The 25512-nt window shown below is 58.6% G+C and carries 17 protein-coding genes; 10 read left to right on the top strand and 7 right to left on the bottom strand.

Features of this window, described 5'->3' with window-relative positions; all coding sequences use genetic code 11:
* Window positions 1-22: 22 nt before the first annotated feature.
* Window positions 23-1780, top strand: a complete 1758-nt coding sequence (locus B1C80_RS16715; RefSeq protein ID WP_077922326.1) for an amidohydrolase family protein — start codon at window positions 23-25, stop codon at window positions 1778-1780.
* Window positions 1781-1870: 90 nt separating this feature from the next.
* Here B1C80_RS16715 and nadC read toward each other — a convergent pair whose 3' ends face one another.
* Complete coding sequence (nadC, locus tag B1C80_RS16710; RefSeq protein WP_077922325.1) at window positions 1871-2704, bottom strand: carboxylating nicotinate-nucleotide diphosphorylase; 834 nt, start codon at window positions 2702-2704, stop codon at window positions 1871-1873.
* Window positions 2705-2875: 171 nt separating this feature from the next.
* Here nadC and B1C80_RS16705 point away from each other — a divergent pair, with 171 nt between their 5' ends.
* The 5 genes from B1C80_RS16705 (at window position 2876) to B1C80_RS16685 (ending at window position 10523) form a co-directional block, all read left to right on the top strand.
* A complete protein-coding gene (locus B1C80_RS16705) occupies window positions 2876-3268 on the top strand; it encodes a hypothetical protein (RefSeq protein ID WP_077922324.1) in 393 nt (130 codons plus the stop codon).
* Window positions 3269-3441: 173 nt separating this feature from the next.
* Window positions 3442-6525, top strand: a complete 3084-nt coding sequence (secDF, locus tag B1C80_RS16700) for a protein translocase subunit SecDF (RefSeq protein WP_077922323.1) — start codon at window positions 3442-3444, stop codon at window positions 6523-6525.
* Window positions 6526-6682: 157 nt separating this feature from the next.
* Window positions 6683-8185 (top strand): APC family permease, encoded by a 1503-nt coding sequence (locus B1C80_RS16695; RefSeq protein WP_077922322.1) that lies wholly within the window; start codon window positions 6683-6685, stop codon window positions 8183-8185.
* Between the two features lie 104 nt (window positions 8186-8289).
* Window positions 8290-9099, top strand: a complete 810-nt coding sequence (locus tag B1C80_RS16690) for a sulfite exporter TauE/SafE family protein (RefSeq protein WP_077922321.1) — start codon at window positions 8290-8292, stop codon at window positions 9097-9099.
* Between the two features lie 26 nt (window positions 9100-9125).
* Window positions 9126-10523: a rhodanese-like domain-containing protein gene (locus tag B1C80_RS16685; RefSeq protein WP_077922320.1), complete on the top strand. Its 1398-nt coding sequence runs from the start codon at window positions 9126-9128 to the stop codon at window positions 10521-10523.
* Window positions 10524-10539: 16 nt separating this feature from the next.
* Here B1C80_RS16685 and B1C80_RS16680 read toward each other — a convergent pair whose 3' ends face one another.
* A complete protein-coding gene (locus B1C80_RS16680; RefSeq protein WP_077922319.1) occupies window positions 10540-10878 on the bottom strand; it encodes a hypothetical protein in 339 nt (112 codons plus the stop codon).
* A gap of 300 nt (window positions 10879-11178) precedes the next feature.
* Window positions 11179-12195, bottom strand: a complete 1017-nt coding sequence (locus B1C80_RS16675) for a pyruvate dehydrogenase complex E1 component subunit beta (protein WP_255376577.1) — start codon at window positions 12193-12195, stop codon at window positions 11179-11181.
* Window positions 12196-12472: 277 nt separating this feature from the next.
* On the opposite strand from B1C80_RS16675, the gene B1C80_RS16670 reads away from it, so the two are divergent.
* A complete protein-coding gene (locus tag B1C80_RS16670; RefSeq protein ID WP_077922317.1) occupies window positions 12473-14932 on the top strand; it encodes an outer membrane beta-barrel family protein in 2460 nt (819 codons plus the stop codon).
* A gap of 1 nt (window position 14933) precedes the next feature.
* Here B1C80_RS16670 and B1C80_RS16665 read toward each other — a convergent pair whose 3' ends face one another.
* The 4 genes from B1C80_RS16665 to B1C80_RS16650 all read right to left on the bottom strand — a co-directional run bounded on the left by B1C80_RS16665 (window position 14934) and on the right by B1C80_RS16650 (window position 19969).
* Entirely contained in the window at window positions 14934-15917 is a 984-nt protein-coding gene (locus tag B1C80_RS16665; RefSeq protein WP_077922316.1) for a nucleoside hydrolase, read from the bottom strand.
* A gap of 69 nt (window positions 15918-15986) precedes the next feature.
* Window positions 15987-16970 carry a phosphotransferase gene (locus B1C80_RS16660; RefSeq protein ID WP_077922315.1) on the bottom strand — a complete coding sequence of 328 codons (984 nt, stop codon included), beginning with the start codon at window positions 16968-16970 and terminating at the stop codon, window positions 15987-15989.
* A gap of 91 nt (window positions 16971-17061) precedes the next feature.
* A complete protein-coding gene (locus B1C80_RS16655) occupies window positions 17062-19365 on the bottom strand; it encodes a two-component regulator propeller domain-containing protein (RefSeq protein WP_077922314.1) in 2304 nt (767 codons plus the stop codon).
* Window positions 19346-19969, bottom strand: a complete 624-nt coding sequence (locus B1C80_RS16650) for a thymidine kinase (protein ID WP_077922313.1) — start codon at window positions 19967-19969, stop codon at window positions 19346-19348. Before B1C80_RS16650 ends, B1C80_RS16655 begins: the two co-directional genes overlap by 20 nt.
* 257 nt (window positions 19970-20226) lie before the next feature.
* Here B1C80_RS16650 and B1C80_RS16645 point away from each other — a divergent pair, with 257 nt between their 5' ends.
* The 3 genes from B1C80_RS16645 to B1C80_RS16635 all read left to right on the top strand — a co-directional run bounded on the left by B1C80_RS16645 (window position 20227) and on the right by B1C80_RS16635 (window position 25470).
* Window positions 20227-21495: a hypothetical protein gene (locus B1C80_RS16645; protein ID WP_077922312.1), complete on the top strand. Its 1269-nt coding sequence runs from the start codon at window positions 20227-20229 to the stop codon at window positions 21493-21495.
* A 108-nt stretch (window positions 21496-21603) separates the two neighbouring features.
* On the top strand, window positions 21604-23646 hold the full coding sequence (locus tag B1C80_RS16640) for a helix-hairpin-helix domain-containing protein (protein WP_077922487.1): 2043 nt from the start codon (window positions 21604-21606) through the stop codon (window positions 23644-23646).
* Window positions 23647-24093: 447 nt separating this feature from the next.
* Window positions 24094-25470: a hypothetical protein gene (locus B1C80_RS16635; RefSeq protein WP_077922311.1), complete on the top strand. Its 1377-nt coding sequence runs from the start codon at window positions 24094-24096 to the stop codon at window positions 25468-25470.
* Window positions 25471-25512 lie beyond the last annotated feature (42 nt).

The raw sequence follows: 25512 nt of genomic DNA, 5'->3' as shown, positions 1-25512 counted from the left end.
TTCATCCGCGTCCGTTACGTCCATGAAGTTCCTCTACCTGTTTCTTGCTCTGTATTGTACGGCATCGATCGGCCGTAGCCAGCCCGTGGGTGCCGATAGCGCTGCCCTGCCCAAACAGCCGGTCGTCATCGTGGGCGGCAACCTGATCGACGTTGAAACCGGCAGGGTCCGCGAAAACGTCAGCGTACTGATCGAGAACGAAACAATCCGGAAAATCGGCAAAAACCTGCCCGTTCCGCCCGGCGCTACGGTTATCGATGCCAAAGGCAAATGGCTGCTGCCTGGCCTGGTCGACAGCCACATCCACCTGTTTCAGTCGGGCGGGTTGTACACTCGTCCCGATGGCATTAACCTCACCAAATACCGGCCCTACGAGACCGAACGCCAGTGGCTGCGCGACAACATGGGCGATCTGCTGCGCCGGTATCTGGCCTGTGGCATCACCACCGTTATCGACATCGGCGGGCCGCTCTACCAGTATCCGTACCGCGACCGTTTCAACAAACAATATACCAGCCCGACCATTCTGCTGACGGGGCCACTCGTGTCCACCTATCAGCCCCCCGCCTTCAACATCGAGGATTCGCCGATTCTGAAGGCCAGCACCCCCGAAGAGGCCCGCGAGCTGGTTCGGAAGCAACTGCCCTACAAACCCGACTTCATCAAAATCTGGTTTCTGATCCGGGGTGTGGGTAAACCGGGCGAAGAACTGATTCCGGTGGTGCAGGCCGCCATCGACGAAACCCACAAACACGGGCTGAAGCTCGCCATCCATACGCAGGAGTTGCTGGCCGCCAAGCTGGGGGTAAAATACGGGGCCGATTTTCTGGTACATAGCCCCGAAGACGGCATCATGGACGATGAGCTGATCGGGCTGATGAAGAAAAACAACGTCAGCTTCGGCCCAACCATGGTGGTGAACCGGGGAAGCAGCCGATTCCTGGCCGACGACAAAACGCCCACGGCCTACGAGTTTGCCCAGGCAAATCCCTACGTGCTGGGTACCCTGACCGATTTTCGGCATATTCCCGAACCCGACATGCGCCAGCGCTACGGTACGTTTTTCAACGGCCCTGCCTACAAAGCGCGGCTGGCCCGGATCGACTCGATCAAGCGCATCAACCTGAAAAACGTACAGGCCGCCGGACTGAACGTCGTGGTCGGCACTGACGCCGGAAACCCCGGCACCTTTCACGGCACCTCGTTTATCGACGAACTCAACGCCATGCAGGCCGCGGGTCTGTCGAACGCTGAGCTGCTGAAAGCGGCCACCATCAACGGAGCCCGTGTTCTGGGGAAAGAGGCCCTGTTTGGCAGTCTTGTCGAAGGCAAACAGGCCAGCCTGCTGATCCTGACGCAAAACCCGCTGGAGCGCATCGACGCCGTTCGGAGTATCGAAACCGTGATCAACCGCGGCTACGTGACCACGCCCGCGCGGCTCCTGCCCGACTCGCCCGCCGATCTGGCCCAGCGGCAGCTCAACGCCTACAACGCCCGCAACATCGACGCCTTTCTGGAGCCCTATGCCGACGATGTTGAACTCTATGACCTGCCCGACAAACTGATCGGAAAAGGGAAAGAGGCCATGCGTAAGCAATACAGCGGCATGTTTGAGCGGGTGAAGCTGCTGCACTGTGAGCTGGTGAACCGGATCGTGGTTGGTAACACCGTTATCGATCACGAGCGGGTAACCTTCGCGGCCGACAAACCGCCGGTTCAGGCGGTGGCGATTTACAAAATAGAAAACGGGAAAATCCGAAAAGTGTATTTCACCCGCTAGCGGTCAACCCGGCCCGGTTCGTCATGCTCATCGTATGACCGGACCGAGGCCCCGTAACCTCCGGTCGGATTATCCGTCCGGGCTGGTTGGTCAGTAGGCTTTCAGGCTCAGATCGAGGCTGTTGACCTGGTGGGTCAGTGCGCCCGACGAAATAAAATCGACGCCGGTTTCGGCATAGGCCCGCAGGTTGGTTTCGTCGATACCGCCCGAAGCTTCGGTGACGAACCGGCCGTTGATGAGCCGTACCATGTCCCGGATACCGTCGGGCTGGAAATTGTCGAGCAAAATTACATCGACCTGGCCCACGCGCAGCACTTCGTCGACTTCGGCCCGGTTGCGGGTTTCGATCTCGATGCGCAGCTGCCGGCCGGTTTCCTGCAGGTAGGCTACGGCTTTTAGGATGGCCGCTTCGATACCCCCCGCAAAATCGACGTGGTTGTCTTTGATCAGGATCATGTCATACAGCCCGAACCGGTGGTTGACGGCTCCGCCGATGCGGGTCGCCATTTTCTCGCAGATGCGGAAGTTGGGGGTTGTTTTGCGGGTGTCGAGCAGTTGGGCGCGGGTACCGTCGAGGAGGTTGACCAGCTGGCGCGTATGGGTAGCAATACCGCTCATGCGCTGCATGCAGTTGAGAACCAGCCGCTCGGCCGTCAGAATCCGGCGGGCGTTGCCGCTGACGGTCAGTACAATATCGCCGGGTTTGATGGCGTCGCCGTCGCGCATCAGTACCTCTACCTGAAAGCTGGGGTCTACTTCGGCAAAGATGGCCTGGGCCACCTCAACGCCGGCCAGAATGCCGGCTTCTTTCACCAGCAGCCGCGCCCGTTTCTGCGCATCGGCCGGTATAGTCGATAAGGAAGTATGGTCGCCATCGCCAACATCTTCGGCCAGGGCCAACCGGATAAACTCGGTTAAATTCATAGATGCAAGTTAGCGGTTTTGTTTTTCAGCGAAACAGGAATCTGATCAGCCGCCCCAGCTGCCGGTTGAGAGGGCTGCCGCCGGCCGCCGGTTGTTCGGATCAAAGCGCTGAAAATAGCACTTGCACATGTCCGGAAATGGTACGAAATTTGTCTTCCCCATAGGAAAATTATGAAGCAACCGCGCGTCATTCAACGTCTTTCGAGCCTTACGCTGGCTGTCCTGCTGCTGTTTACGGCGGTATGGGGGCCGGGTGGTCTGGCACAGAAACAGGCGTTGCAGGCCGGTAAGGCCCGGGCCGCGGCAGAGCCAGGCCGTTCGGGGAAAGCGACCGATGCCAGCCAGCACGAGGCTCAGCTCAGCGCGGCCGGTTTTGAAGCGGTAGCCGCGCCGGCTATCACGATTGACGGTGGCAGCCAGACGGTATTTCTGCTGCCCGCGCCCACGCTGCTGATTCTGTTGCTGCTGAGCGTTCCGCTGCTGCGCTATTTTACGATTCCGCATTATTACTTCTCGTATTTCAGGCACGTCTTTGGCCACGCCATCGCGCCGAATGCTCCCTAACGAGTTTATTCCTGTTTCGTTGGTCGGCTGACCGTGTTCAGCGACCGCGCTACGCTATTGGCCGCAACACCGGCATGGGTCGTTGTGGTCTGCGCCCCGGGCGCCCCTCCGTTTTTTCTCGTACCCCTAGTTTATTCAGTCAAACAACACGGGCCTGATGCCTGTGGCTATCAATGCAAAACAAAACCGGAATACTCATTCTGACGGGCGTAATTACACTGATCTGTATTTACTTCCTGTCGTTTACGTTCGTCTCGCGCAGCATCAAGGCCGATGCGGAGGCTTACGCTACCAACAAACAGGGCCAGGTCGATGCTGCCAAAAAGCAGCGGTATCTGGATTCGCTCTGGAAAGAGCCCGTCTTCCTGGGCAGCACGCTCCAGGAAGTAAGCGAGCGGGAGCTGGGTCTGGGCCTTGACCTGCAGGGCGGTATGCACGTCGTGCTGGAAGTATCGCCCGCCGATGTGCTGCGGAGCCTGTCGGGTAACAACCGCGATCCGAAATTCGCTCAGGCGCTGAAGCAGGCTACCGAAGACAAAAAGTCGAGCGGAAGCAGCTACGTCGATCTGTTCGTGAGCAACTACAAGAAGCTCGCGCCCGATTCCAAACTGTCGAGCCTGTTTGCGACCAGCGCCAACCGCAGCAAAATCAACTATCAGTCGACCGACACCGAAGTTCGGAAGCTGCTGAACGAAGAAGTAGAAGGCGCCATCACCCGCGCCTACCAGGTAATCCAGGCCCGTGTCGATAAGTTTGGCGTAGCGAACCCGAACATCCAGCGCCTGCCGGGTTCGGGCCGTATCCAGATCGAGCTGCCGGGTGTCGAAAACCCCGAGCGTATCCGTCGCCTGCTAACCGGCGCGGCCAAGCTGGAGTTCACCGAAGTATACCGCCTGAACGAACTGGCCCCGGCTCTCGAAGGCATGGGTGCTTACCTGCTGCGCGAAGAAACAGCCCGCAAAGCGGCTCTGAAAACGGGTGCTGCCACGGCGCCGGCCGCTGGTACGGCCGCTAAAGGCACCAGCCTGGAGTCGCAGCTGGCGCAGGGTGCTAAAGATTCGACCGGCAAAGCCGCTACCGATACGGCCGCTGCTGCTGCCCAAAGCACTGCCCTGACGCAGTTGTTCCTGCCCGTTGGTCAGGATCAGCTGGGTGTTTACCTGAAAGATACGGCCCGGGCCAATGCCGTGCTGAATGCCCCCGAAGTACGCAGCCTGTTCCCCGCCGATGTTTTCTTCGCCTGGGACCGCAAATCGTTCGCTACCACCGACGGCAAAGAGATTCTGCCGATTTTCTTCCTGAAGAAACCCGGTGGCCGCGCTCCGCTGGAGGGTGACGTCATTACCGACGCCACGAACGACTACGACGACCGGGGCCGCCCCGAGGTGACCATGAACATGAACGCCGAAGGCGCTCGTAAATGGAAGAACCTGACGGCTGCCAACATCAACCGGCCGGTAGCGATCCTGCTCGATAACTTGGTTTACACCGCGCCGAACGTACAGAACGAGATTCCAAACGGTCGTTCGAGCATTTCGGGCAACTTCACGGTAGAAGAAACCAAAGACATGGCCAACGTACTGAAGGCCGGTAAACTGCCCGCTCCTACCAACATTGTTGAAGAAAGCATTGTGGGTGCCACGCTGGGTTCAGAAGCCGTTAGCGCGGGCGTACTGTCGTCGGTAATCGGTATTCTGCTGGTACTGGCGTTTGTGGTGTTCTACTACAACCGCGCGGGTCTGATTGCTGACCTGGCCCTGTTCGTCAACCTGTTCTTCCTGCTGGGCGTTATGGCCTCGCTGGGTGCCGTGCTGACCATGCCGGGTATTGCCGGTATCGTTCTTTCGATCGGTATGGCGGTAGATGCCAACGTACTGATCTTCGAGCGGATCAAAGAAGAGCTGGCCGAGGGGAAAGGATTCAGACTGGCCGTCAGCGACGGATTCAAGAACGCGCTCTCGTCGATTATCGACTCGAACGTAACGACCTTCCTGACGGGTATCGTCCTGTTCATCTTCGGTACGGGTCTGATTCTGGGTTTTGCCACCACGCTGATCATCGGTATTCTGACCTCGCTGTTTGCGGCTATTTTCATCACCCGCCTGATTCTGGAGTACTACATCCGGAACGGTAAAACGCTCTCGTTCAGCTCGACCCTGGCCAAGAACCTGTTCAAGGATTCGAACTTCGATTTCGTATCGCGCCGGAAACTGTACTATACCGTATCGTCGGTCATCATTGGTCTGGGTATCGTTTCGGCCATCTTCCGCGGTTTCGGCCTGGGCGTCGACTTCAAAGGGGGCCGGTCGTACGTGGTGCGGTTCGAGAAAGCCGTCAGCACCGACGATGTCCGGAACTCGCTGGAAGGTATTCTGGGGGCATCGCCCGAGGTAAAAACCTACGGCGGAACGGGTATCGGCTCGAATCAGGTAAAAATTACGACCCCGTATCTGGTTGACGATGAGACGCAGGGGGCCGACAAACGGGCCGAAGCGGCTATTTACAAAGGACTGTCCAGCATCAGCGGCAACCCCGCCCGGATCGAGAGTTCGCAGAAAGTAGGGCCAACCATCGCCTACGATATTCTGACCTCGGCCCTGTGGTCTATTCTGCTGGCGGTAGCGGTCGTATTTGTGTATATCCTGATCCGGTTCAAGCGGCTGGCCTTTGGTTACGGTGCGGTAGTGGCCATGTTCCACGACGTACTGATCATTCTGGCTATTTTCACCATGTTCAACGGCCTGCTGCCTTTCTCGCTCGATGTTGACCAGGCGTTTGTAGGCGCCTTGCTGACCATTATGGGCTACTCCATGAACGATACGGTGGTGGTGTTTGACCGGGTGCGCGAGTACCTGAACGAAAACCGGGGTAAGAAAGAAAGCATCCCGACTATCATCAACAACGCGCTGAACAGCACCCTGAGCCGTACGGCGGTAACGGGTTTCTCCACCATTCTGGTCCTGCTGGTGCTGTTTATCTTCGGGGGCGAAACCATCCGGGGCTTCTCGTTCGCCATGCTGATCGGGGTTATCGTCGGTACCTACTCGTCGCTGTTCGTGGCTACGCCGATCGTCGTTGACGCGCTGAGCCGTGACCAGGAGAAAGACGAAACCGTAACGGCCCGTCTGGAGAAGAAAACCGGCTTCGACGCTATTCCGGCCGACTTTACGGACGCGGCTCCCGCAACGCCCGAAGAGTTCTCGGCCAAGAAAGAGAAGAAGGTAAAGACTCCGCTGATCAAGCCGTCGCAGAAATAAACGCGAACGAGTGAATGCGTGAACGGGCGAAAAAGAAGGGAATACGGCTACTCTTTCGCTCATTCACGCATTCACTCGTTATATTTTGTATCTTAGCGACTATCGTACCCAATATTATTTCCCTAAAATACCTAATCACCAAACTGAATTTTCCTGCATGGAAACTCAAGTAAAACCAAGTGACACCACCAGCGTATGGCGCCGGAAGCCAATGTATCTCTACGAGCAGGATATGCAGAAGAGCGAACTCAAGCGCGTTCTGGGCAAGTGGAGTTTAACGGCCATCGGTATCGGGGCCATCATTGGAGGGGGTATCTTCGTACTGACCGGTACGGCTGCTCACTTTCATGCAGGGCCTGCGCTGGCTTTATCGTTCGTCATTGCGGGTATAGGCTGTATTTTTGCGGCCCTGTGCTATGCCGAATTTGCGGCCATGCTGCCGGTAGAAGGCTCGGCCTACGCCTACGCCTACGGAACCATCGGCGAGCTGTTTGCCTGGGTGATCGGCTGGGGTCTTATCCTCGAATACGCCATGGGCGCCATGACGGTAGCCGTAAGCTGGTCGGGTTATTTCAACAAGCTGCTGCACCTGTTCGGGATCGATATTCCCTTCTGGCTACGAAACGACCCTGTTTCGGCCGCTAATTTCGCCCGGCTCAACGGGCTGGAAGATCCGGGCTTCTCGGTCAACCTGCCCGCCTTTCTGATCGTCTGGCTGGTAACGGCGGTACTCGTACGCGGTATCAAAGAAGCCGCCGGAGCCAACAACCTGATCGTAATCCTGAAAGTAGCCGCGGTTATTTTCGTGATCCTGGTCGGCGTATTCTACGTCAACACCGCCAACTGGATTCCGTTTATTCCGGAAGCGCGGACCATCACCGGCGAAAACGGCGCTCCGCACGAAGCCTACGGATGGGCCGGTATCGTATCGGGCGCGTCGGCCATCTTCTTCGCCTACATCGGCTTCGACGCCGTATCGACCCAGGCGGGTGAGGCCATCAACCCCCGTAAGGACATTCCGTTTGCCATCGTTACTTCGCTGCTGGTCTGCACCATCCTCTACATTCTGGTGTCGCTCGTGCTGACGGGTATGATCAACTACAACGATATTGTAGGCGACGCGCTGAAAGCCCCGGTAGCGGCTGCGTTCGACAGCGTTGGCCAAACCTGGGCCGTATTCATCATCACGGCGGCTGCTACGGCCGGTCTGATTTCGGTGATGCTGGTGATGATGCTGGGCCAGACCCGGATCTTCCTGGGTATGGCCAAAGATGGTCTGCTGCCCAACTTCTTCCGGGTTATTCACCCCATCTTCAAAACGCCACACCAGAGCACCGTTCTGGTCGGTCTGCTGGTATCAGTCGTGGCTGCGTTCACCCCAATCAGTATCTTGGGCGACATGTGTTCGTTCGGTACCCTGTTCGCGTTTGCCATGGTGTGTCTGGCGGTGTTCATCCTGCGTCGGCGCGATCCCGAGCGGGAGCGTCCGTTCCGGGCACCGCTGCTGAGCGTTATTGCTCCGCTGGGCATCCTGACCAACTTCTACCTGATCGTGAACCTGAGCGAACTGGCGCAGATTCTGGCGTTCTGCTGGCTGCTGCTGGGGCTGGTGGTGTATTTCATCTACGGCCGTCGACACAGTAAACTGAACGATTTGTAGGCAGAACCAGCCACGAAACAATGCAAAAAGCCCCCGGCAGCACCGGGGGCTTTTTCGTGTTCAGAAATCGACATCTTGGCTGAAGGCCGTAGTTTTGCAGGAGCATGAATTTCCAATTCTCTATAGAGTACTTGCTGGCATTGCTGATAGGACTGGTCATCGGGATGGCCGGGGGCGGTGGGTCTATCCTGACGGTGCCCATTTTTGTGTACATATTTGGCATACCCACGCTGCTGGCTACGACCTATTCGCTGTTCGTGGTGGGTGTAACGTCGTTGGTAGGATCGGTCAATCATGTGTTGAAGAAGCGGGTAAACCTGCGCATTACGGCTGCGTTTGCGCTGCCCTCGTTCATATCGGTTTATCTGAGTCGCCGGTTTCTGGTGCCGGCCCTGCCCGATCCGTTGTGGCAGGTGGGATCGTTTGCGCTGTCAAAACCGACCGCTATCCTGTATTTCTTCATCATCGTGATGATCCTGGCCGCCCGGGCCATGATCCGCAACGACCGACCTGAGCAGGGCGAGGCCGGGCTACTGCCCGATGGCGCGCGCCCGCGGTACGATCTGCTGGCCCTCGACGGCCTGGCTGTGGGGATGCTGACGGGCACGATCGGGGCGGGTGGGGGCTTTCTGATCGTGCCGATGCTGGTGCTGCTGGCCGGACTGCCCATTCACCGGGCTGTGGCTACCTCCGTCTTCCTGATTGCGGTCAACTCCTTTGTGGGGTTTATGGGCGATCTCCAGCATACGCACCTCGACTGGAATTTTCTGCTTCCCTTTACGGGTTTATCCATCATCGGTATTTTCATTGGCATGTATCTGGCCCGTTTCGTGGCGCCCGATCAGCTGAAAAAAGGATTTGGCTGGTTCGTACTGATCGTAGCGGCCGGTATGATCGTTAAAGAATTGGTATAACGCGGGCCTTGCCTGCCTCTCTACACATGGTTATCGAGCAATTATATACAGGTTGTTTAGCGCAGGGCGCGTATTACATAGAAAGTGCGGGCGAAGCGGCCATTATCGATCCGCTCCGCGAAACGGCCCCCTACCTGCGGAAAGCCGACCGGGCCGGTGCGCAAATTAAGTACGTGTTCGAAACCCACTTCCACGCCGATTTTGTATCCGGACACCTGGATCTGGCCCGGAAGTCGGGGGCTACCATCGTCTATGGTCCCAACGCGCATACCCATTACGACGTGTACCATGCACAGGATGGTGAAACCTTTACGCTCGGCCAGGTGACTATCAAAGTGCTGCACACCCCCGGCCATACGCTCGAATCGACGACCTACCTGCTGCTCGACGAAAACGGTCGGGAACACGCCATCTTCACCGGCGATACGCTTTTTATCGGCGATGTGGGTCGTCCGGATCTGGCCATCAAAGGCGACCTGACCGAACAGGATCTGGCAGGTATGCTCTATGATAGCCTGCATGCTAAAATTCTGCCTTTACCCGATGAGGTCATCGTTTACCCGGCCCACGGCGCCGGATCGGCCTGCGGCAAGAACATGAGCAAGGAAACTACCGATTCGCTGGGCAATCAGAAACGCTACAACTACGCGCTGAAAGCCCAAACCCGCGACGAGTTTATTCGGCAGGTGCTCAGCGGACTGAGTGCGGCTCCTGCCTACTTTGCCGAGAATGCCCGGCTCAACAAGGAAGGCTATGAATCGGTTGACCGGGTGATGGAGCGGGGCAGCCGGGCGCTGTCGCCGGAGGCCTTCGAAGCGGCTGTCAACGAAGCCGGGGCGCTGGTGCTCGACGTGCGCGAAGCGGCTGACTTTGCCCGTGGATTTATTCCCAATGCGATCAACATCGGCCTGAACGGCCAGTTTGCCCCCTGGGTTGGCGCGCTCATCGCCGATCTGAATCAGCCCCTGGCCCTGGTAACCCCCGCCGGGCAGGAAACCGAAACCGTACTGCGGCTGGCGCGGGTCGGCTATGATCATACCATCGGGTATCTGGAAGGTGGGTTCGATGCCTGGTGGCAGGCCGGTAAAGAAACCGATACCGTTGAGTCGATCCCGGCGGATGCGTTTGCCCGGCGCCGGGCCGCTGCTCCCGACGCGATTGTTGTCGATGTTCGGAAACCCACCGAGTTTGAGCCGGAACACGTAGAAGGAGCCGAAAACCTGCCCCTCGATACGCTCAGCGAACACCTGGCCGAGTTGCGCACCGACGAACCGGTTTATGTCCACTGCGCCGGTGGGTACCGCTCCATGGTGGCCTGTTCCATTTTGAAAGCGCGCGGGTTCGATAACGTCGTCAATGTAGAAGGAGGTATCGCAGCCATCCGGAAAACCGGCGTTCCCATCGTAGCTGACGTTACTCACTGAGCCGTCGGGCTTCTCTTCACCGAACCGGATTTTCGTCGATACCCAGCCTGGGCAGGGCCGGGTTCAGTACGCGCGGTACTACCTTGATACGGAAGACGCGCGTACCGGCCACGTCAAAATCGCAGCTGTAAAACTCGCGCTGCTTTACTCCCCTGTATACCGCCGTGTAGTTAACCCGGGGCGGCCAGTTGTTGAGGGCCAGTTCGGCCGTGATGGCATCGACGGCTTTTCGCAGATTGGAGAAAAAGATGATGACCGGTTCGCGCTGCCGGATCGTGTTGAGCGACCCTACCGCCTGAATCGTTACCTCGTAAATGATCCGACCCGGAGGTCGTGACAGCCCCTTTTCGCGCATAAATCCTATTCTCGACGCAAGTTCATGGAAAATAACGATTTTATGAAAAACTATTGCGCTATTTTTCAAGTCGTAAACTAAATGCCGCCCTGGGGCGTTTTACTATCAACTACCGCAGCAAAGCTCCCGACCACTCACCAGGCCGGGTTTTTTTGTGGCCCAGCAAAAAAGCACCGCCCTGACCGAGCGGTGCTTTTTTGTTTCTATAACGGCGTCTGTTTTTTCTGTCGTCCCGACAACAGTCTCTGCCGTACCGTTGCTTTTCTTGTCGTCGGGATGACAAAAGCTGTACCGACCCGTCTATTTTTTATACATCACCGTTTCAACGGCCTGCAGCGTACGCTTCACGTTCGGCAGGATAGCCTCGATCAGCGTTGGGGCATAGGGCAGCGGCAGGTCCATGCTGTTAACCCGGATTACGGGCGCGTCGAGGTAATCGAACGCATGGCGCTGGATGTTATAGGTCAGCTCTGACGAGATAGCGGCCAGGGGCCAGGCTTCTTCAACGACAACGCAGCGGTTGGTTTTCTTCACCGAGTTGATCACGGTTGGGTAGTCGATGGGCCGCACGGTGCGCAGGTCGATTACTTCGGCCGAGATGCCGTTTTTGGCCAGTTCTTCGGCGGCTGCCAGCGCTACCTTCATGATTTTGCCGAACGAGACAATGGTAACGTCGTTGCCTTCGCGAACGATGTTGGCCTGCCCGATCGGAATCAGGTATTCCTCTTCCGGAACCTGCCCTTTATCGCCGTACATCAGCTCCGACTCCATGAAAATAACGGGGTCGTTGTCGCGGATGCTGCTTTTGAGCAGGCCTTTGGCGTCGTAAGGGTTCGACGGAACCACTACTTTCAGGCCCGGCGTGTTGGCAAACCAGTTTTCGAAGTTCTGCGAGTGCTGGCTCGACAGCATACCGGCGTTACCGGTTAGTCCGCGGAACACGATGGGGCAGGAGTACTGACCGCCCGACATGCTCATGACCTTGGCGGCTGAGTTGATAACCTGATCAATGGCAACGAGCGAGAAGTTGAACGTCATGAACTCGATGATGGGGCGCAGGCCGTTCATGGCTGAACCAACGCCAATACCGGCAAATCCCAGCTCGGCAATGGGTGTATCGATAACCCGCTCTGGACCGAATTCGTCGAGCATACCCTGGCTCACCTTGTAGGCACCATTGTACTCGGCCACTTCTTCGCCCATCAGATAGACCTTCGGGTCCCGGCGCATTTCTTCGTTCATGGCCTCCCGCAGGGCTTCACGGAACTGTATTTCTCTCATGCTGAATGCGTTGTTTCGGTTAGGTCTGTGTGTCAGGCCCTGGATGAGCTGTTGACACGACTATGCTGAAAAACCGGTCAAAATTAGGCAAAACGGCTGATTCATCAAACGACCCGGCCCCCTCCGCCCGCGAAGTTCGTGAAAGGTTGGCCGAACCAAAATATAATACAGGCTCCAGGCAACCTGGGCCTGCCTGTAGACATCATGTGTATAGTTGGTCTGTGGGCTAATCTGTTAAATACTCTTAACGCCGAATCAGCCAGCTCTTTACCCCCATACATTTGTTTCCATATCCCTCAACCTTCCTCTTTTTATGCGCTTTTTACTCATCGTTTTGTGTGTAACGGTTGTGGTCCGGGCTGCGGCTCAGTCGCCCGACCGGCCCGGTAAACTCAGCGGAATACTAACCGATTCGACAACAGCCAGGCCCGTTCCCTACGCTACCGTAGCCCTGCAACAGCCCGATGGGAAACTCATAACGGGCACGACGACCGACGAAGCCGGCGTTTTTACGATACCCAGCCTGGCCGTTGGGACGTACCGGCTTCAGATTTCGTTTGTAGGCTACCGTACCCGTATACTCGCCCCCGTTCAGATCACTGCCGGAGCGCCCGAGCTGGCCCTGGGCACGATCCGGTTCACGGCCGACAGTCAGAATCTGAACGAGGTCAGCGTAGTCGGACAGAAAGCGCTGATCGAAGACAAGGGCGACCGGCTGGTCTATAACGCCGAGAAAGACGCCACCAACACCGGCGGAACAGCCGCCGACGTGCTCCGAAAAGTACCGATGCTCACCGTTGACCTCGACGGCAACGTGAAGATGCGTGGCAGCGGCAACATAAAAGTGCTGGTAAATGGTAAACCGTCCAGCATTATGGCCCGCAACTTGGCGGATGCGCTGAAGCAGATGCCGGCTAACATCATCAAGTCGGTCGAAGTCATTACCAGCCCCGGCGCCCGGTACGATGCCGAAGGATCGGCGGGGGTGATCAACATTATCACGAAGAAAGCCCTCAAGGGCATGAACGGAACCGTAAACGCTACCGCGGGTAACCTGAACCGCTCGCTGGGCGGTAACCTGAACGTGCGGGGCAGCAAGCTGGGGCTGGCCGTATCGCTCAACGGCTACCAGTACCGGAATATCTCCGAAAATACCAGCACCCGAACGGCCCTCACCGATGGTCAGCCCAGCAGCGTGCTGTTTCAGCGCGGCAGCCGCGACAACACCGGCACCGGCGGCTACGGCGAGATGAGCCTTGACTACGACCCCGACTCGACCAACCGGATCAACTTCTCGGCCAATGGCTGGGGCGGTAATTTTCCGCAGAACAGCGACCTCTACAGCCGCCTGACCGACCCGCGGGGTGGGGTAGTACAGGAGTTTCGGCGCGATATCCAGTACCGGAATCCGTATGGCAATACAGAGTTCAACCTCGGCTGGACCAAGTCGTTTCGGAAAGCGGGCGACTCGGCCGACAAGCCGGTTCGGGAGTTTTCGTTTCTGTCGCAGTACGCCCGCATGCCTGACAATTATTACTACACCATTACCCAGCGGAGCATGCCGTCGGAGGTGCCGTCGTATCTGGAGCGCAGTACCAACCTGAGCCGCAACAACGAATACACGTTCCAGACCGATTATGTGCATCCGGTAGCCCTGCGCGACTCGGCTTCGCTGCGGGTGGAAGTGGGCGCCAAAACCATTCTGCGTAATATCGGCAGCGAGTTCGAGATCGAACAGTCGACAACGGGGCTGGCGGCCGATTACGAGCTGGATCCCAGCCGCAGCAACGAGTTCAAATACAGCCAGCGGGTAATGGCGGGCTATACCTCGTTCAAGCTGGAAACGAAACAGAAATGGAGCCTGACAACCGGCCTGCGCCTGGAGCAGACCGCCATCCGGGGCGACTTTCCGACCACGCAGACCTCGTTCAGCACTACCTACAGCAACCTGATTCCGAGCTTCACCCTGGCCAAAACCATTAAGGGAAAACATACCCTCAAGACAAGCTATACGCAGCGTATCTCGCGCCCGATGGTCTGGTACCTGAACCCGTTCCGCAACTTCAGCGATCCCAAGAACGTACAGACCGGCAACCCCTACCTCAATCCCGAAATAACCCACGCTACCGAGCTGTCGTACAGCACGTTCGGTAAGAGCGGGTCGTCCTTCAGCGCGTCGCTATTCTGGCGGCAGACCAATAACGCCATCGAGTTTCTGACCACGGTTGGGGCCGATGGGGTGGCGCTCAGCACCTTTCAGAACATCGGGCGGAATGCGAGCTACGGCACCAACGTAAACACCACCCTGCAGCCCAACAAGAACCTGAACATATCGGTGGGTACCGATCTGACGTACATAACCCTCTATAGTCCGGCCATCAGCCAGCAGAATGCGGGCTGGGTCGGTAGCCTCAACACCAACTCCTCGCTCAAACTGCCCAAAGACCTTACCCTTCAGCTGAACACCTACGTCAGCTCGGGCTGGATAAGCCTGCAGGGCCGTAACTCAGGCTGGTACTATTACGCCCTGTCGGCCAAGAAAGAATTCTGGAAAAAGAACGCCAGCCTGACGCTGAACGCATCGAACCCGTTTGGCCGGTACGTCCGGCAAACGAGCGATATGGCTGCCCCGACGTTCCGGTCCGAAACCACGTTTCTGTTCGTGAACCGCATGGCCCGGCTTACTTTCAGCTACAAATTCGGGCAGATGAACGCGGGCGGCAAGCAAAGCAAAAAGATCAGCAACGACGACAGCAAAGGGGGCGGCCGGTAGCCTAGCGTTGCCGAGCCGATGCTTTTTTCAGATCGTCGATAACGATTTCTTCGAAGCCGGGCAGGGTTTTATAGGCGTAGATGGCCCGCCATTTGGTGTCGCGGTAGTCGTACGACACCTCCAGATACGGTTTGGTGCCGCCCGCTCCGGTATCGTTGGCCCGGGTATTGATCCGGACCGGAATATCGCGGTAGTAGGTGAAGTAATTGGGGTGGGTCAGGTAACCGAGCGGGGTCGTATCCCAGGGTACGAACCCATCAACGCCGAAGAGCTGCTGATTAAACAGCTGCCAGGGCCGGAGCCGGTCGTAGACCCACTTGTCGGCGGTGTGTTTGTTGTTGAGAAAGTCGATGTCGGTTTTGCCCAGGAAGGTATAGACGCTGCACTCGTAGCCCGACAGGACGACCTTCACGCCCGACTCGAACAGAATCCGGAACGACTCGGGGTCGGTTTCGAAGTTATAATCGCCCACGCTCAGCTTTCCCAGACCGGGTTTGAACGGCAGGCCGGGCGTACGGGCCGCGCAGACAACTACCTCTTCGATCTGCGGAATCAGCTCCGGATGGTTTTTAACCAGCGTAGCTACGTTGGTAACGGGCCCGATGGCCAGAATTGGCATTTTTTCGGCCCGGAGGGCCTTCGCCATGGCCCGGGTGGCGTCGTTCTCGACGCCCGCATCCTTCGCCGTATCGGACCCTTTATAGACCGGAATACGGCGACCGGTCTGGTTGTACCAGCCCAGCAGTTTCTGGGTTACGGCATAGGCATAGTCGGCATAGGTAACGGTGCTGATCCCTACCAGCTCTACTTTATCGGGGTGTTGCAGGGCCATGATGAGCGCAATGGCATCGTCGACCTCGCGGGCGGTCTTGTCTTTCATCCCGATCATGATGTCGGTGTCGAGCCAGATCCGGCGGGGTTTGGCGGCTGGCTGGGCCAGGGCCGAAAACGAGGTGAGCAGCAGGCAGAAAACTAGTAAACGCATGTAAACGACAGTCGAAAAAGAGAAAAAGCCACCCTCCAGCCATTGGCGGGCGTAGCCATAAAAGAACAGTCAGCTGAGCAAAGAATGGGCGTCGTCGAGCAGATCACGCTTGGCCTCCAGCGACAGACTAAGCGGTAGCTGGGCCAGCCCAATCAGCCGACGCATGATTTCAACGCCCGTGAACTGCTGGCGCAGGGTATCGTCGAAACCACTCGGTTTCTCATAGGACGACAGAATGGTGTTGAGCACCGTAGCCGGTTGTTCGGCCATCATCAGGTGAGCCATCATGATGCCCAGATCGAACTCGGGAGGCCCGTAAAAGCAAAACTCCGGATCGATTACTTTAATGCCATCCGTGGTCTGGAGCCAGCTGCCGGGGTAGTAGTCGCCGTGCAGCAGCGCCCGCCCATCGGCCTTGTATACCGCACCCAGCTGCCCGACGCGTCGTTTCAGATCGGCATCATTTTTATAAGGTGCAGCGAGCGCCTGCAGACCCGGCTGAACGGTATCGAGGTCGAACCCATTGTCGGCCAGGAACGGGTAGTTGAAGATATGCTCGTGGTTGAGCGTCCGCATGTCGCGGTTGGCAAAAGCCGGATCGGGCACATCGGTCGAGAACTGGCTGTGCAGCACCGACAGGTAATCGGTCAGCGCCCGGGCATCGGCTTCATCGAGCTGGCGGCAGGGCTGGTACAGAAAGGTATAGTCGGTAGCGGTGCCGAGGTCTTCCAGCACCAGCATGTTGTTTTCTTCGTCCATACCCAGCAGCTGCGGCATCCGTTCGGCCAGCATCGGAACGGCCTGCGCTTTCTGGTAGAAACGGCCTTCTATGATGGCCCGATCGGCCGGGGCCGCAATGGTAGGGTATTTTTCGACGTACCCCCTCGATTGTTTGATGATCAGCGTCCGCAGCGGGGTGGTGATCCGCAGGGTGTAGTTCATATTCCCTTCGCCCGGTTTCTCCGCCGACGAAACGACCTCGGCGGTGTCGAGCCAGCCGCGTCGACGCAGGTAGTCCTGTATGGCGTTGGGTTGTTGTGCGTCCAGATGCATATTTTTTTTCTGTTCAGACCGATGGTTTCGCAGGGAGTCACGCGCTGAGTGCCCGGCCCGAAGCATGTAACCCGAAACCGACGACAAAGTTCTACCGCACAACGGCCAGTTTGCCGGCCAGCCCTTCAGTGCCGTTGGCGCTGACGACAACGACCAGATAGATGCCCGTCTGGGCCGTCCGGCCGCGGTAGTCGCGCAGGTTCCAGGTTGCTGTACCGCCCTGTGAGCGTGTTTCGTAAACCAGCTGGCCCCCGGCGTCCAGAATCTTTACCGTGGCGTTATCGGTCAGGCCGTTGATACCGACCGTGCCGGTAAAGTCGGGCCGTACCGGATTCGGGAAGATCGTCAGGGCGCTAAGCGTTTCGGCGGGTTCGGTAGCCGGGCCGCGGTACGAGATCAGGCCGTTGGTGGTCTGGATATATACGCTGCCGCCGATGGGTTCGATTGCCAGGGCCTGAATGGTGTTGGTCGGGAGGGGGCTGTTCCGGGCAGTGAACGTGTCGAGTAGCTGCGACCCGTCGGGGGCTACCCGGTACAAACCGCTACGGGTACCGATCCATTTTCGGTTGCCGCCATCGACCGCCATCGCCGTAACGACCTCGTTGGCCAGCAGCCGCCGGCCGTTGAGCAGGGGCGGCTGGGCGTTGACCACCGGATCGAAGGCACCGGCCGGATTGTCGAACACGGTAGGGCCTATGTCCGTACCAACCCAGATGGCCCCGTTGCGGTCTTTGACGAGGGTCTGGATGCTGCCCGACAGCAAACCGCCTTCGTTGCGTAAGGTGGTCAGTGACCGGATCCGGTTCGTTTGCGGATCGAAGACCAGCAGGCCAAAGCCACCGTCGAGCCGGAGCCACACGAACCCATTGTCGTCGGGTACGACCTGCGCGATATTGGTCTGATTCACGGCCGGATACGACTGAAACTGGCCATCGCTCCGGCGCACATGCAGCGTAGCCAGCTGGGTGTTAAAACCGGCTGTGCTGATCCACAGATTCCCGTCGCGGTCGGTCGCCAGACTGCTGATAAACGGCCCCACCGAGGCCGGCAGGGTAACGGCTGCGAGGGCTTGCTCGGTCGTCTGGCTCCAGAGGCCGCCCCCGAAACTGCCCAGAAACAGCCGCTGCTCGGCGGGCAGGTACGCGGCCGAGTTGAAACTACGGCTCAGGTTCGCAGCACTCAGCCGCAGCCAGCGGTCGGCGGGTACGGCATAGGCTTCGGCCGCGGGCTGACCACTGGCCAGCGTCGTGCCCTCCTGCGGGCCCGCCGGTAAGGTGATGAGCAGATTCGGGTAGGTGTACAGCTGCGCGAATACGTCGCGGGTGGGGCCTTCGGGGGTGATCGGCGTAAACGTACCGGCGTTACCCGACAGGAGGCCGTTCTGGCCGTCGGCTACCCAGATGCGGGACCCATCCACCACCAGCTCGCGCGGGTTTGCCAGCAGCGGTCCCGCAAAGACACCCGCCCCCGGCACCGTAACGGACTGGCTGGTCGCTACCGCCACACCGGTCGTACCCGCAAACTGCCGCACTACCGGGCTGCTCAGCGCCTGGGTCAGCACCCACCGACCCGACTGCCGCTCCAGAATACCCTGACCGATTACGGCGGCCGACAGCCGGTTCTGGGCGGTGACGATGGTTTCGATACGCGTATCGGGTTCGGGAACCGCCCGCCAGTTGGCCGGATCGGCCAGGTTGACGGTAGGCGCAAACCGAATGGCCCGCAGGCGTCGGCCGGTTTCGAACAGTTGCAGCGGCCCCGTCAGTGCAAAAAGGCTGTCGGTAGTGGCAGCTGTCTGAAAAATGGGCAGGGGCGAGCCGTTGGGGCGCCGGCTGAAGTACGTATCCCGAATCTCATTCCGGGCCAGATCGAAAACCACCAGGCCAAAGTCGGTGCTCAGGTACGCATTGGTACCGATGCGGTTGATGTGGTTGATGGCGCGGGCGGCTGGCAGGTTAGGCGCCGTGGCAATGATATCGATGGTTTGTACGGACCCCGGTTCGCCGGTGGCCGAGAGCGAGAGCAGATCGATGAGGCCGCTGCGATATGCGATGAAAAGCCGGTTCTGGTCGGGCAGGTACAGCAGCCGCGTAATACCCACATCGCTCAGCCCCTGCTGTTTCCCCAGAATCCGGGTTTCGTTGGTTGTTTTGTCGAACGAGAAAAAGCCATTCTGGGTGGCTGCGTACACCTGGTTGCCCGCTACGGCGACCGACTGGCCCGGCAGGTAACTGACGTGCGAACGCCAGGTGCCCAGCTGGGCAAAGACCGGCGCCACAACGCTACCCACGAAAAACAGGCAGCCGACAACCGCCAGCAGTCTGGCCCGCCGTCGGCTGCGTACCGGGTTATACAGAAAATAGGCCCGAGGCTGGCTAGTCGTTTTCGTCTTCATACACCCACTCTTTCCGCCCGGCCTTGTCGCCGAGGTTGAAGCAGCGTCGGCACCGGGCCTCGTAGCTATCGGTCTCACCCAGCAGCACCCGCTCCTGCGATGGCACCAATCGGTACGAATATTGCGCAATGTCACCGCAGACCACGCAAATGGCATGAACTTTCGTGACAAACTCGGCAACGCCCATCAGCTGCGGCATACAGCCGAAGGGGTTTCCGGCAAAGTCCATGTCGAGGCCCGCAATAATAACGCGCTGCCCCTGATTGGCCAGCGTGGTACATACCTCAACGATTTCTTTGTCGAAAAACTGTGCCTCATCGATGCCGACCACGTCACAGGAACCGGCCAGCGCCAGAATTTGGCCCGCTGTTTGCACCGGAGTAGACGGAATACTCAACGCAGAGTGTGATACGATGTTGTCTTCGTGATAGCGCGTGTCCAGAGCCGGTTTAAAAATGCGAACATTCAGTTTGGCAATGTGGGCGCGGTTCAGCCGTCGGATCAGTTCTTCGGTCTTACCCGAAAACATGGAACCGCAGATTACTTCGATCCAGCCCGTTCGGAGATGGGGTGGTTCACGACGTCGAGTGGGCTCAATGAACATGTTGCATCAATTGGTGTCGGAGCCGGCGGGCGGGTGCCAGCCTCCAGGCGTTGATCAGAAAGGACTTGCGTATGCGTCAGGATTATTCACTGGTTTTTGTTCCCAGGCAGGTGCGGCCGGCGGTTTTGCCGGAGCCGCTGCTTGTGCCATGCCAGTGGCTAAAATCTCGCTCGCAGGCCGCTTTTTTTGATTTATTTACAAACACAAAGCACAGTAGCTTTGAAAAGGATATATTTACAAAGCAAAGGATTTTACTGATGTCGAACAAGTTTAATACGAACGCTCTTACCGAGTACAGCAAGTCCTACGCCCGTCGGATTGCGGCCGATTTTTACCAGCAGCACTCAACCATCAGCGGCCAGCAGATTCTGTCGCTGACGCCCATCAGTCAGATCAATTTGTTTGTCGTCAGTGCGTTGTCGGATAAATGGCAGGCCGATGCGGAGAAGTTTCGCAGCCCTTATTTCGACTTCTCCCACATGGAGGTGCAGGAGGCTTTGCAGCATTTCATGAACGTGGTGTCGCAGCATATTTCCGTCCGGCGCGAACACCTCGAGCCGCTCCTGGCCGATGCCGTTCGCCGGACGATCATTATGATCTTCGACCCGCGGGCTTATTTCGACGACCTGCTGCGGAGCCAGCCCGAGTTTACCCTGACGGCCTCGGCCATCAAACAGATTAACCGATATACCAAAATCAACCAGTTTGTTCCGGCCTATCTGGCGCAGCGGATGAACGGGAAGCCGTTCATTTACGTCAACCAGGCCCTGACCTACCTCGACGAAGCGCTGACGCAGCGGGGCCACGAGCTGGAGCATTACGATAAGTTTGTGGCGCTCTTCTCCGAGAAAGTGCCCATGGATGTGGCGGCCCTGCTCCGGAGCCACGTACCCGATGGATTTCCGGCGGCTCCGGCCCGTTCGTTCTTCGATGCGGCCACCGAGTCGGCCCTGCCCCCCGCGCCCATGGTGCCGCCCGATGCGGTGCCGGCCGATGTGGCACCCGCTACCGCCCCGCAGCCCGACCCAACCCCCGCTCCGGTGGCGGTCGATGAGTCGTCGTCGGGTGGGTCCATGTTCCTGGGCGATGTGAGCGGACCCGAGCCTGTTGCGCCAACGGCCTACCCGTCGCAGCTGCCAACCGGTGACCTGTCCGAGCCTTCCTCGACCGATATCGGTCTGTCGGGCCGCACCGAGAGCCCGGCCGAGCAGGCCCCGTCGCTGAACCAGACCCTGCGCGAAACGGCGGTGGCGGAGCCGGTAACCGTGGCCGAGACGTTTAACCGGGCGCCGATCGAGAGCGTGGCGCGGAGCATCTCGCTGAACCAGAAATTCCGGTTTATCAACCAGTTGTTCAACGGCAATACCAACGCCTATAACCAGGCCATCGAAGAAATCGACTCGCTCGACAACTACGGGCAGGCGCTCGATCTGATCTCGTACCGCTATGCCTCGCAGTACCTGTGGGACATGAGCAGCGACGAGGTGAGCGAGCTGGTCGAAATTCTGAAGCGCCGGTTTGCGTGACGGGCTGCGTCGTGACTCGTCGGAGTAGGCTGACTGTCAGCATAGCCCCACGAATCACGACGCCGTACCTTGAAACCTTTCGTTCTGATCGCAGCCTGCTGCTGGTTCATAGCCGGCTGGGCCGCAGCCCAGCCGCCCCCTGACCGGACCAACGGCGACATCAGCCAGTTTTTGCAGGATCTCTTTCCCGTACAGACCGAAGGCATCGATTATCAGTCGGTGTTCGATGTGCTGACCCAGCTCTATGCCAGCCCGCTCGATCTGAATACCGCCACCCGCGACGAGCTGGCCGCTACCTACCTGCTCTCCGAACGCCAGCTAAACAGCCTGCTTACGTACCGCACCGACGCCGGTGACCTGCTGTCTATTTACGAGCTGCAGGCCGTTCCGGGCTTCGACCTGCCCACCATTCGTCGGCTGCTGCCGTTCGCGACGGTGTCGGACAGCCCGCGCCTGCTGGGGGCCATGCCCACGCCCACCGATCACTACGTGCTGCTGCGCTTCGAGCAGCTACTGGAGCGGCAAAAAGGATTTTCTGCGGCTACGCCCAACAGAAACGGAAGCCTGCCCACGCGCTATCTGGGTAGCCCGGGGCAGTGGTTCGCCCGGTATCGCTACAGCCGGCCGCGCGCGTTCAGCTTCGGCCTGACCGTTGAGAAAGACCCCGGCGAGGTGATGGGCTGGCAACCCTCGGCGCGTCGGCATGGACTGGATTACGTCTCGTTTCATCTGCAACTCCAGAACCGGGGCCGCTGGCGCAACATAACGCTCGGCGACTACCAGATGCAGGTCGGGCAGGGGCTCGTTCTGTCGGCGGGGTTCGTGCTGGGCAAGAGTGCCGAAACGGTTCAGACCGTTCGACGCCCGACGCTGGGGGCCCGGCCCTACTCCTCGCTGACCGAATACGGCTACTTTCGGGGCGCTACGGCCACCTACGCCCTGCATCCCCGGCTTGACCTGACCCTGCTGGCTGCCCGAAACCGGCGCGACGCCAACACCACGGCAGGCAGCACCGCCGACGAACTCATCGCAACCTCGCTGCAAACGTCGGGACTGCACCGAACCCCCTCGGAACGGGACGATCAGGGTCGCCTGCTCGAAACGAACGTGGGCCTGCACCTGCTCTATCACAACCGCCACCAGCTGCAGCTGGGGCTGACGGCCTTGTCTACAACCTATGATCTGTTCTTTCGGAAGCGCAACCTGCCGTATAACCGCTACGAATTCACCGGCACAACCAATCGGGTCATCGGCCTGCACGGCGGCTACGTCTGGAACAACTGGAATTTCTTCGGGGAGGTGGCCCGGAGTAGCGGCTCGCAGACCAGCAGCGGGGGGACGGGTGCCGTTGGGGGGGCGCTGGCCAGCCTGACCAAACAGCTCGATCTGGCCGTGGTGCTGCGGCATTATGACCGTAATTTTCACAGTTTTTATGCCAACGCGTTCAGCGAAAGCAGCCGCAGCCAGAACGAAACGGGTGTTTATACGGGGTTGAAGTACACCATTTACCGGAAGCTGACCGTGAGCGGCTTCGTCGACGCGTATCGGTTTCCGTGGCTGAAGTACCTGGTCGATACGCCGTCGTCGGGTTTCGATTACCTGATGCAGATCCGCTACACGCCCAACCGGCAAACCACGTTCTATGCCGTTTTTCACGACGAGCGAAAAGAGAAGAACCTGCCCGGCAGCAAGACCGACGAGGTGGTACGGACTACGCGCCGAAGCCTGGCCCTCAATGCCGAATATACCCTGGCGCGGGGGCTGGCCCTGCGGTCCCGCGTTCAGCAGGGGAGCTTTGCCTACGCGGGTCGCGCCCGGTCTACCGGTTTCGCACTGGTCCAGGATGTGCAGTACGAGCGCCGGCGCTGGAGCCTGAGCGGGCGGGTGGCTCTTTTCGGTACCGATGATTACGACAGTCGGCAGTATGTGTATGAGCGCGATGTGCTGTACGCGTTTTCGTTTCCGGCCTATTATGACCGGGGTATCCGGCATTATGTGCTGGTGCAGTACAACCTGAGCCGTCATCTGGACCTGTGGCTCCGCTGGGCCCGTACCGACCTCACCAACCAGACCACCGTAGGCTCTGACCTCGACCAGATCGACGCGCCCCACAAAACCGAAGTCAAAGTCCAGGCCCGCTGGCGTTTTTAATCGCCGTCGGGCGCGATGCCGTTCGGGTTCAGCGGTTTCATTGACAGGCCGCCCCTCCGGAGCTATGGGGAGGTAGGATTCGTTGTGCTTCTACCGGCTCTAAGGGCTGCCTATTTAGCCCCCCCCCCGCGACGGCGGCCCGGCCTAAGGGGTAGTTTGAGGACGATACTTGCGGACTTTAGTCAGCTCGATGGGCGGCCTTTTTACCCCTTAGGCCGGGCCGCCGTCGCGGGGCTGGGGGGTGTAAGACGGGCTGTCTGCATGGCTTTAACGTTTTAACCAGCGCACCCCTAACCCCGGAGGGGCAGCCTGTCAATAGCCTATAACAAATTCATAATACGATACCTCAACAGGGGCGGGGCTGCCCGTACACCGATCCATCATAAAAAAGAGGGGATAATACTCGCCGAAGCGCATAGACTTTAGCTTTTTCGTTAATTTCGGCAGATGCCTATCCCAACCGACGTGACTGAACCGATTACGCCCGAGCCCGCCCTCCCGCCCGATCAGCAGGAAAAACTGCGCGAACTGACCACCCAGAGCTGGAACCTGGAACTCGTTATTTCCGGGGCCGCCCTGTTTGCCATACTGCAACTGCCCGACCTGCTCGATCAGTTCTTCGATTACATCCGGTACAACTTCATGAGTCAGACGGCCGGTTTTTATACGCTCTTTCCTTCGCTGGCCTACAGCATGATGAAGGTAACCTGTTATGTGCTGTTCCTGGCGTTCCTGACCAACTTCGTGATGCGGGCGCTCTGGGTGGGGCTGGTGGGTCTGCTGGCCGTATACCCGACCGGCGTTCATTATGACCGGATTCCGTTTACGACGCCGTATGCGCAGAAAAAAATGGCCGACGAATTCGGTTCGCTCGACCGGTACATCCTGCGGCTCGACCAACGCTGTAACATCGTTTTTGCGGTAGCTTTCCTATTCGTGATCAGCCTGGTTCTAATGGCATCCGCCTACCTGGTCATTCTGGGCGTTCACTCGGTGCTGCGGCCACTGCTATCAGCCCAGGCCTGGCAGTATGTCAAGATGGGAGGCAGTCTGCTAATTGGGCTTTTTATCCTGATCGGTTTTTTGCTGAGTATCCCGAAGGTGCGAGCCCATCCGGTTGGCGTTATAGCGCATTACCGGTTCAGGGCGCTCAACAGGTTCTTTTACTGGGGCATGCATAAGCCGTTTGCCTTCATCACCAATACGTTTTATAGCCATCTGCCCTACAAAAAAATCATCTGGGCGATCGGGGTGATGATCGTTGTTTTTATGGCGTTGATTCTGGTGGAGTTTACAGCGGACCTGTCGCGTGCGGATCGGCGGGTATCGACCCTGAACCGACGGCACCTCTACACCGCCCGGGTCGATAGCCTGTACCTGAACCCGGTTGCCTACGATAACCAGCGTGCCGAAGCCGATTATGTCGATGCAGCCGCCATTCAGGCCGACGTGATCCGCGAGCCTTACATCCGGCTGTTCATCGCCTATCCTAAAGCGCTGGACACCCTGCTGACCCGGCTGTCTGCCAGACCTGACTGGAGCGACACCCTGCCACGAACCGAACGATACCGGCTTTTTGCCAACTGGAGCAGCCAGCAGACCAACCGGCTCATGCGTATTTCCGTCAACGACTCACTCTACGCCACCCCCGATTTGCTCTTTACCAAACGCGGCCCGCAGGAGCAGCGCGGCTGGCAGACGGTACTGGTGCCCGGAAACCTCAAAACCGGTAGAAACAACCTGCGCATTGCCATTCAGCCCGACTCGCTCGCCAAAGCCGAAGAGCTGGTCACCATCCCCTTCTGGTACGTGCCGGAAAATTAAGGGCAGGAGGGGCACTTATTTCGTCATCATGACAAAAACAGC

Source organism: Spirosoma sp. 209 (assembly GCF_002006735.1).
In the GTDB taxonomy this organism is placed as follows: Bacteria; Bacteroidota; Bacteroidia; order Cytophagales; family Spirosomataceae; genus Spirosoma; species Spirosoma sordidisoli.
This window is presented reverse-complemented; position numbering and strand designations above follow the sequence as displayed.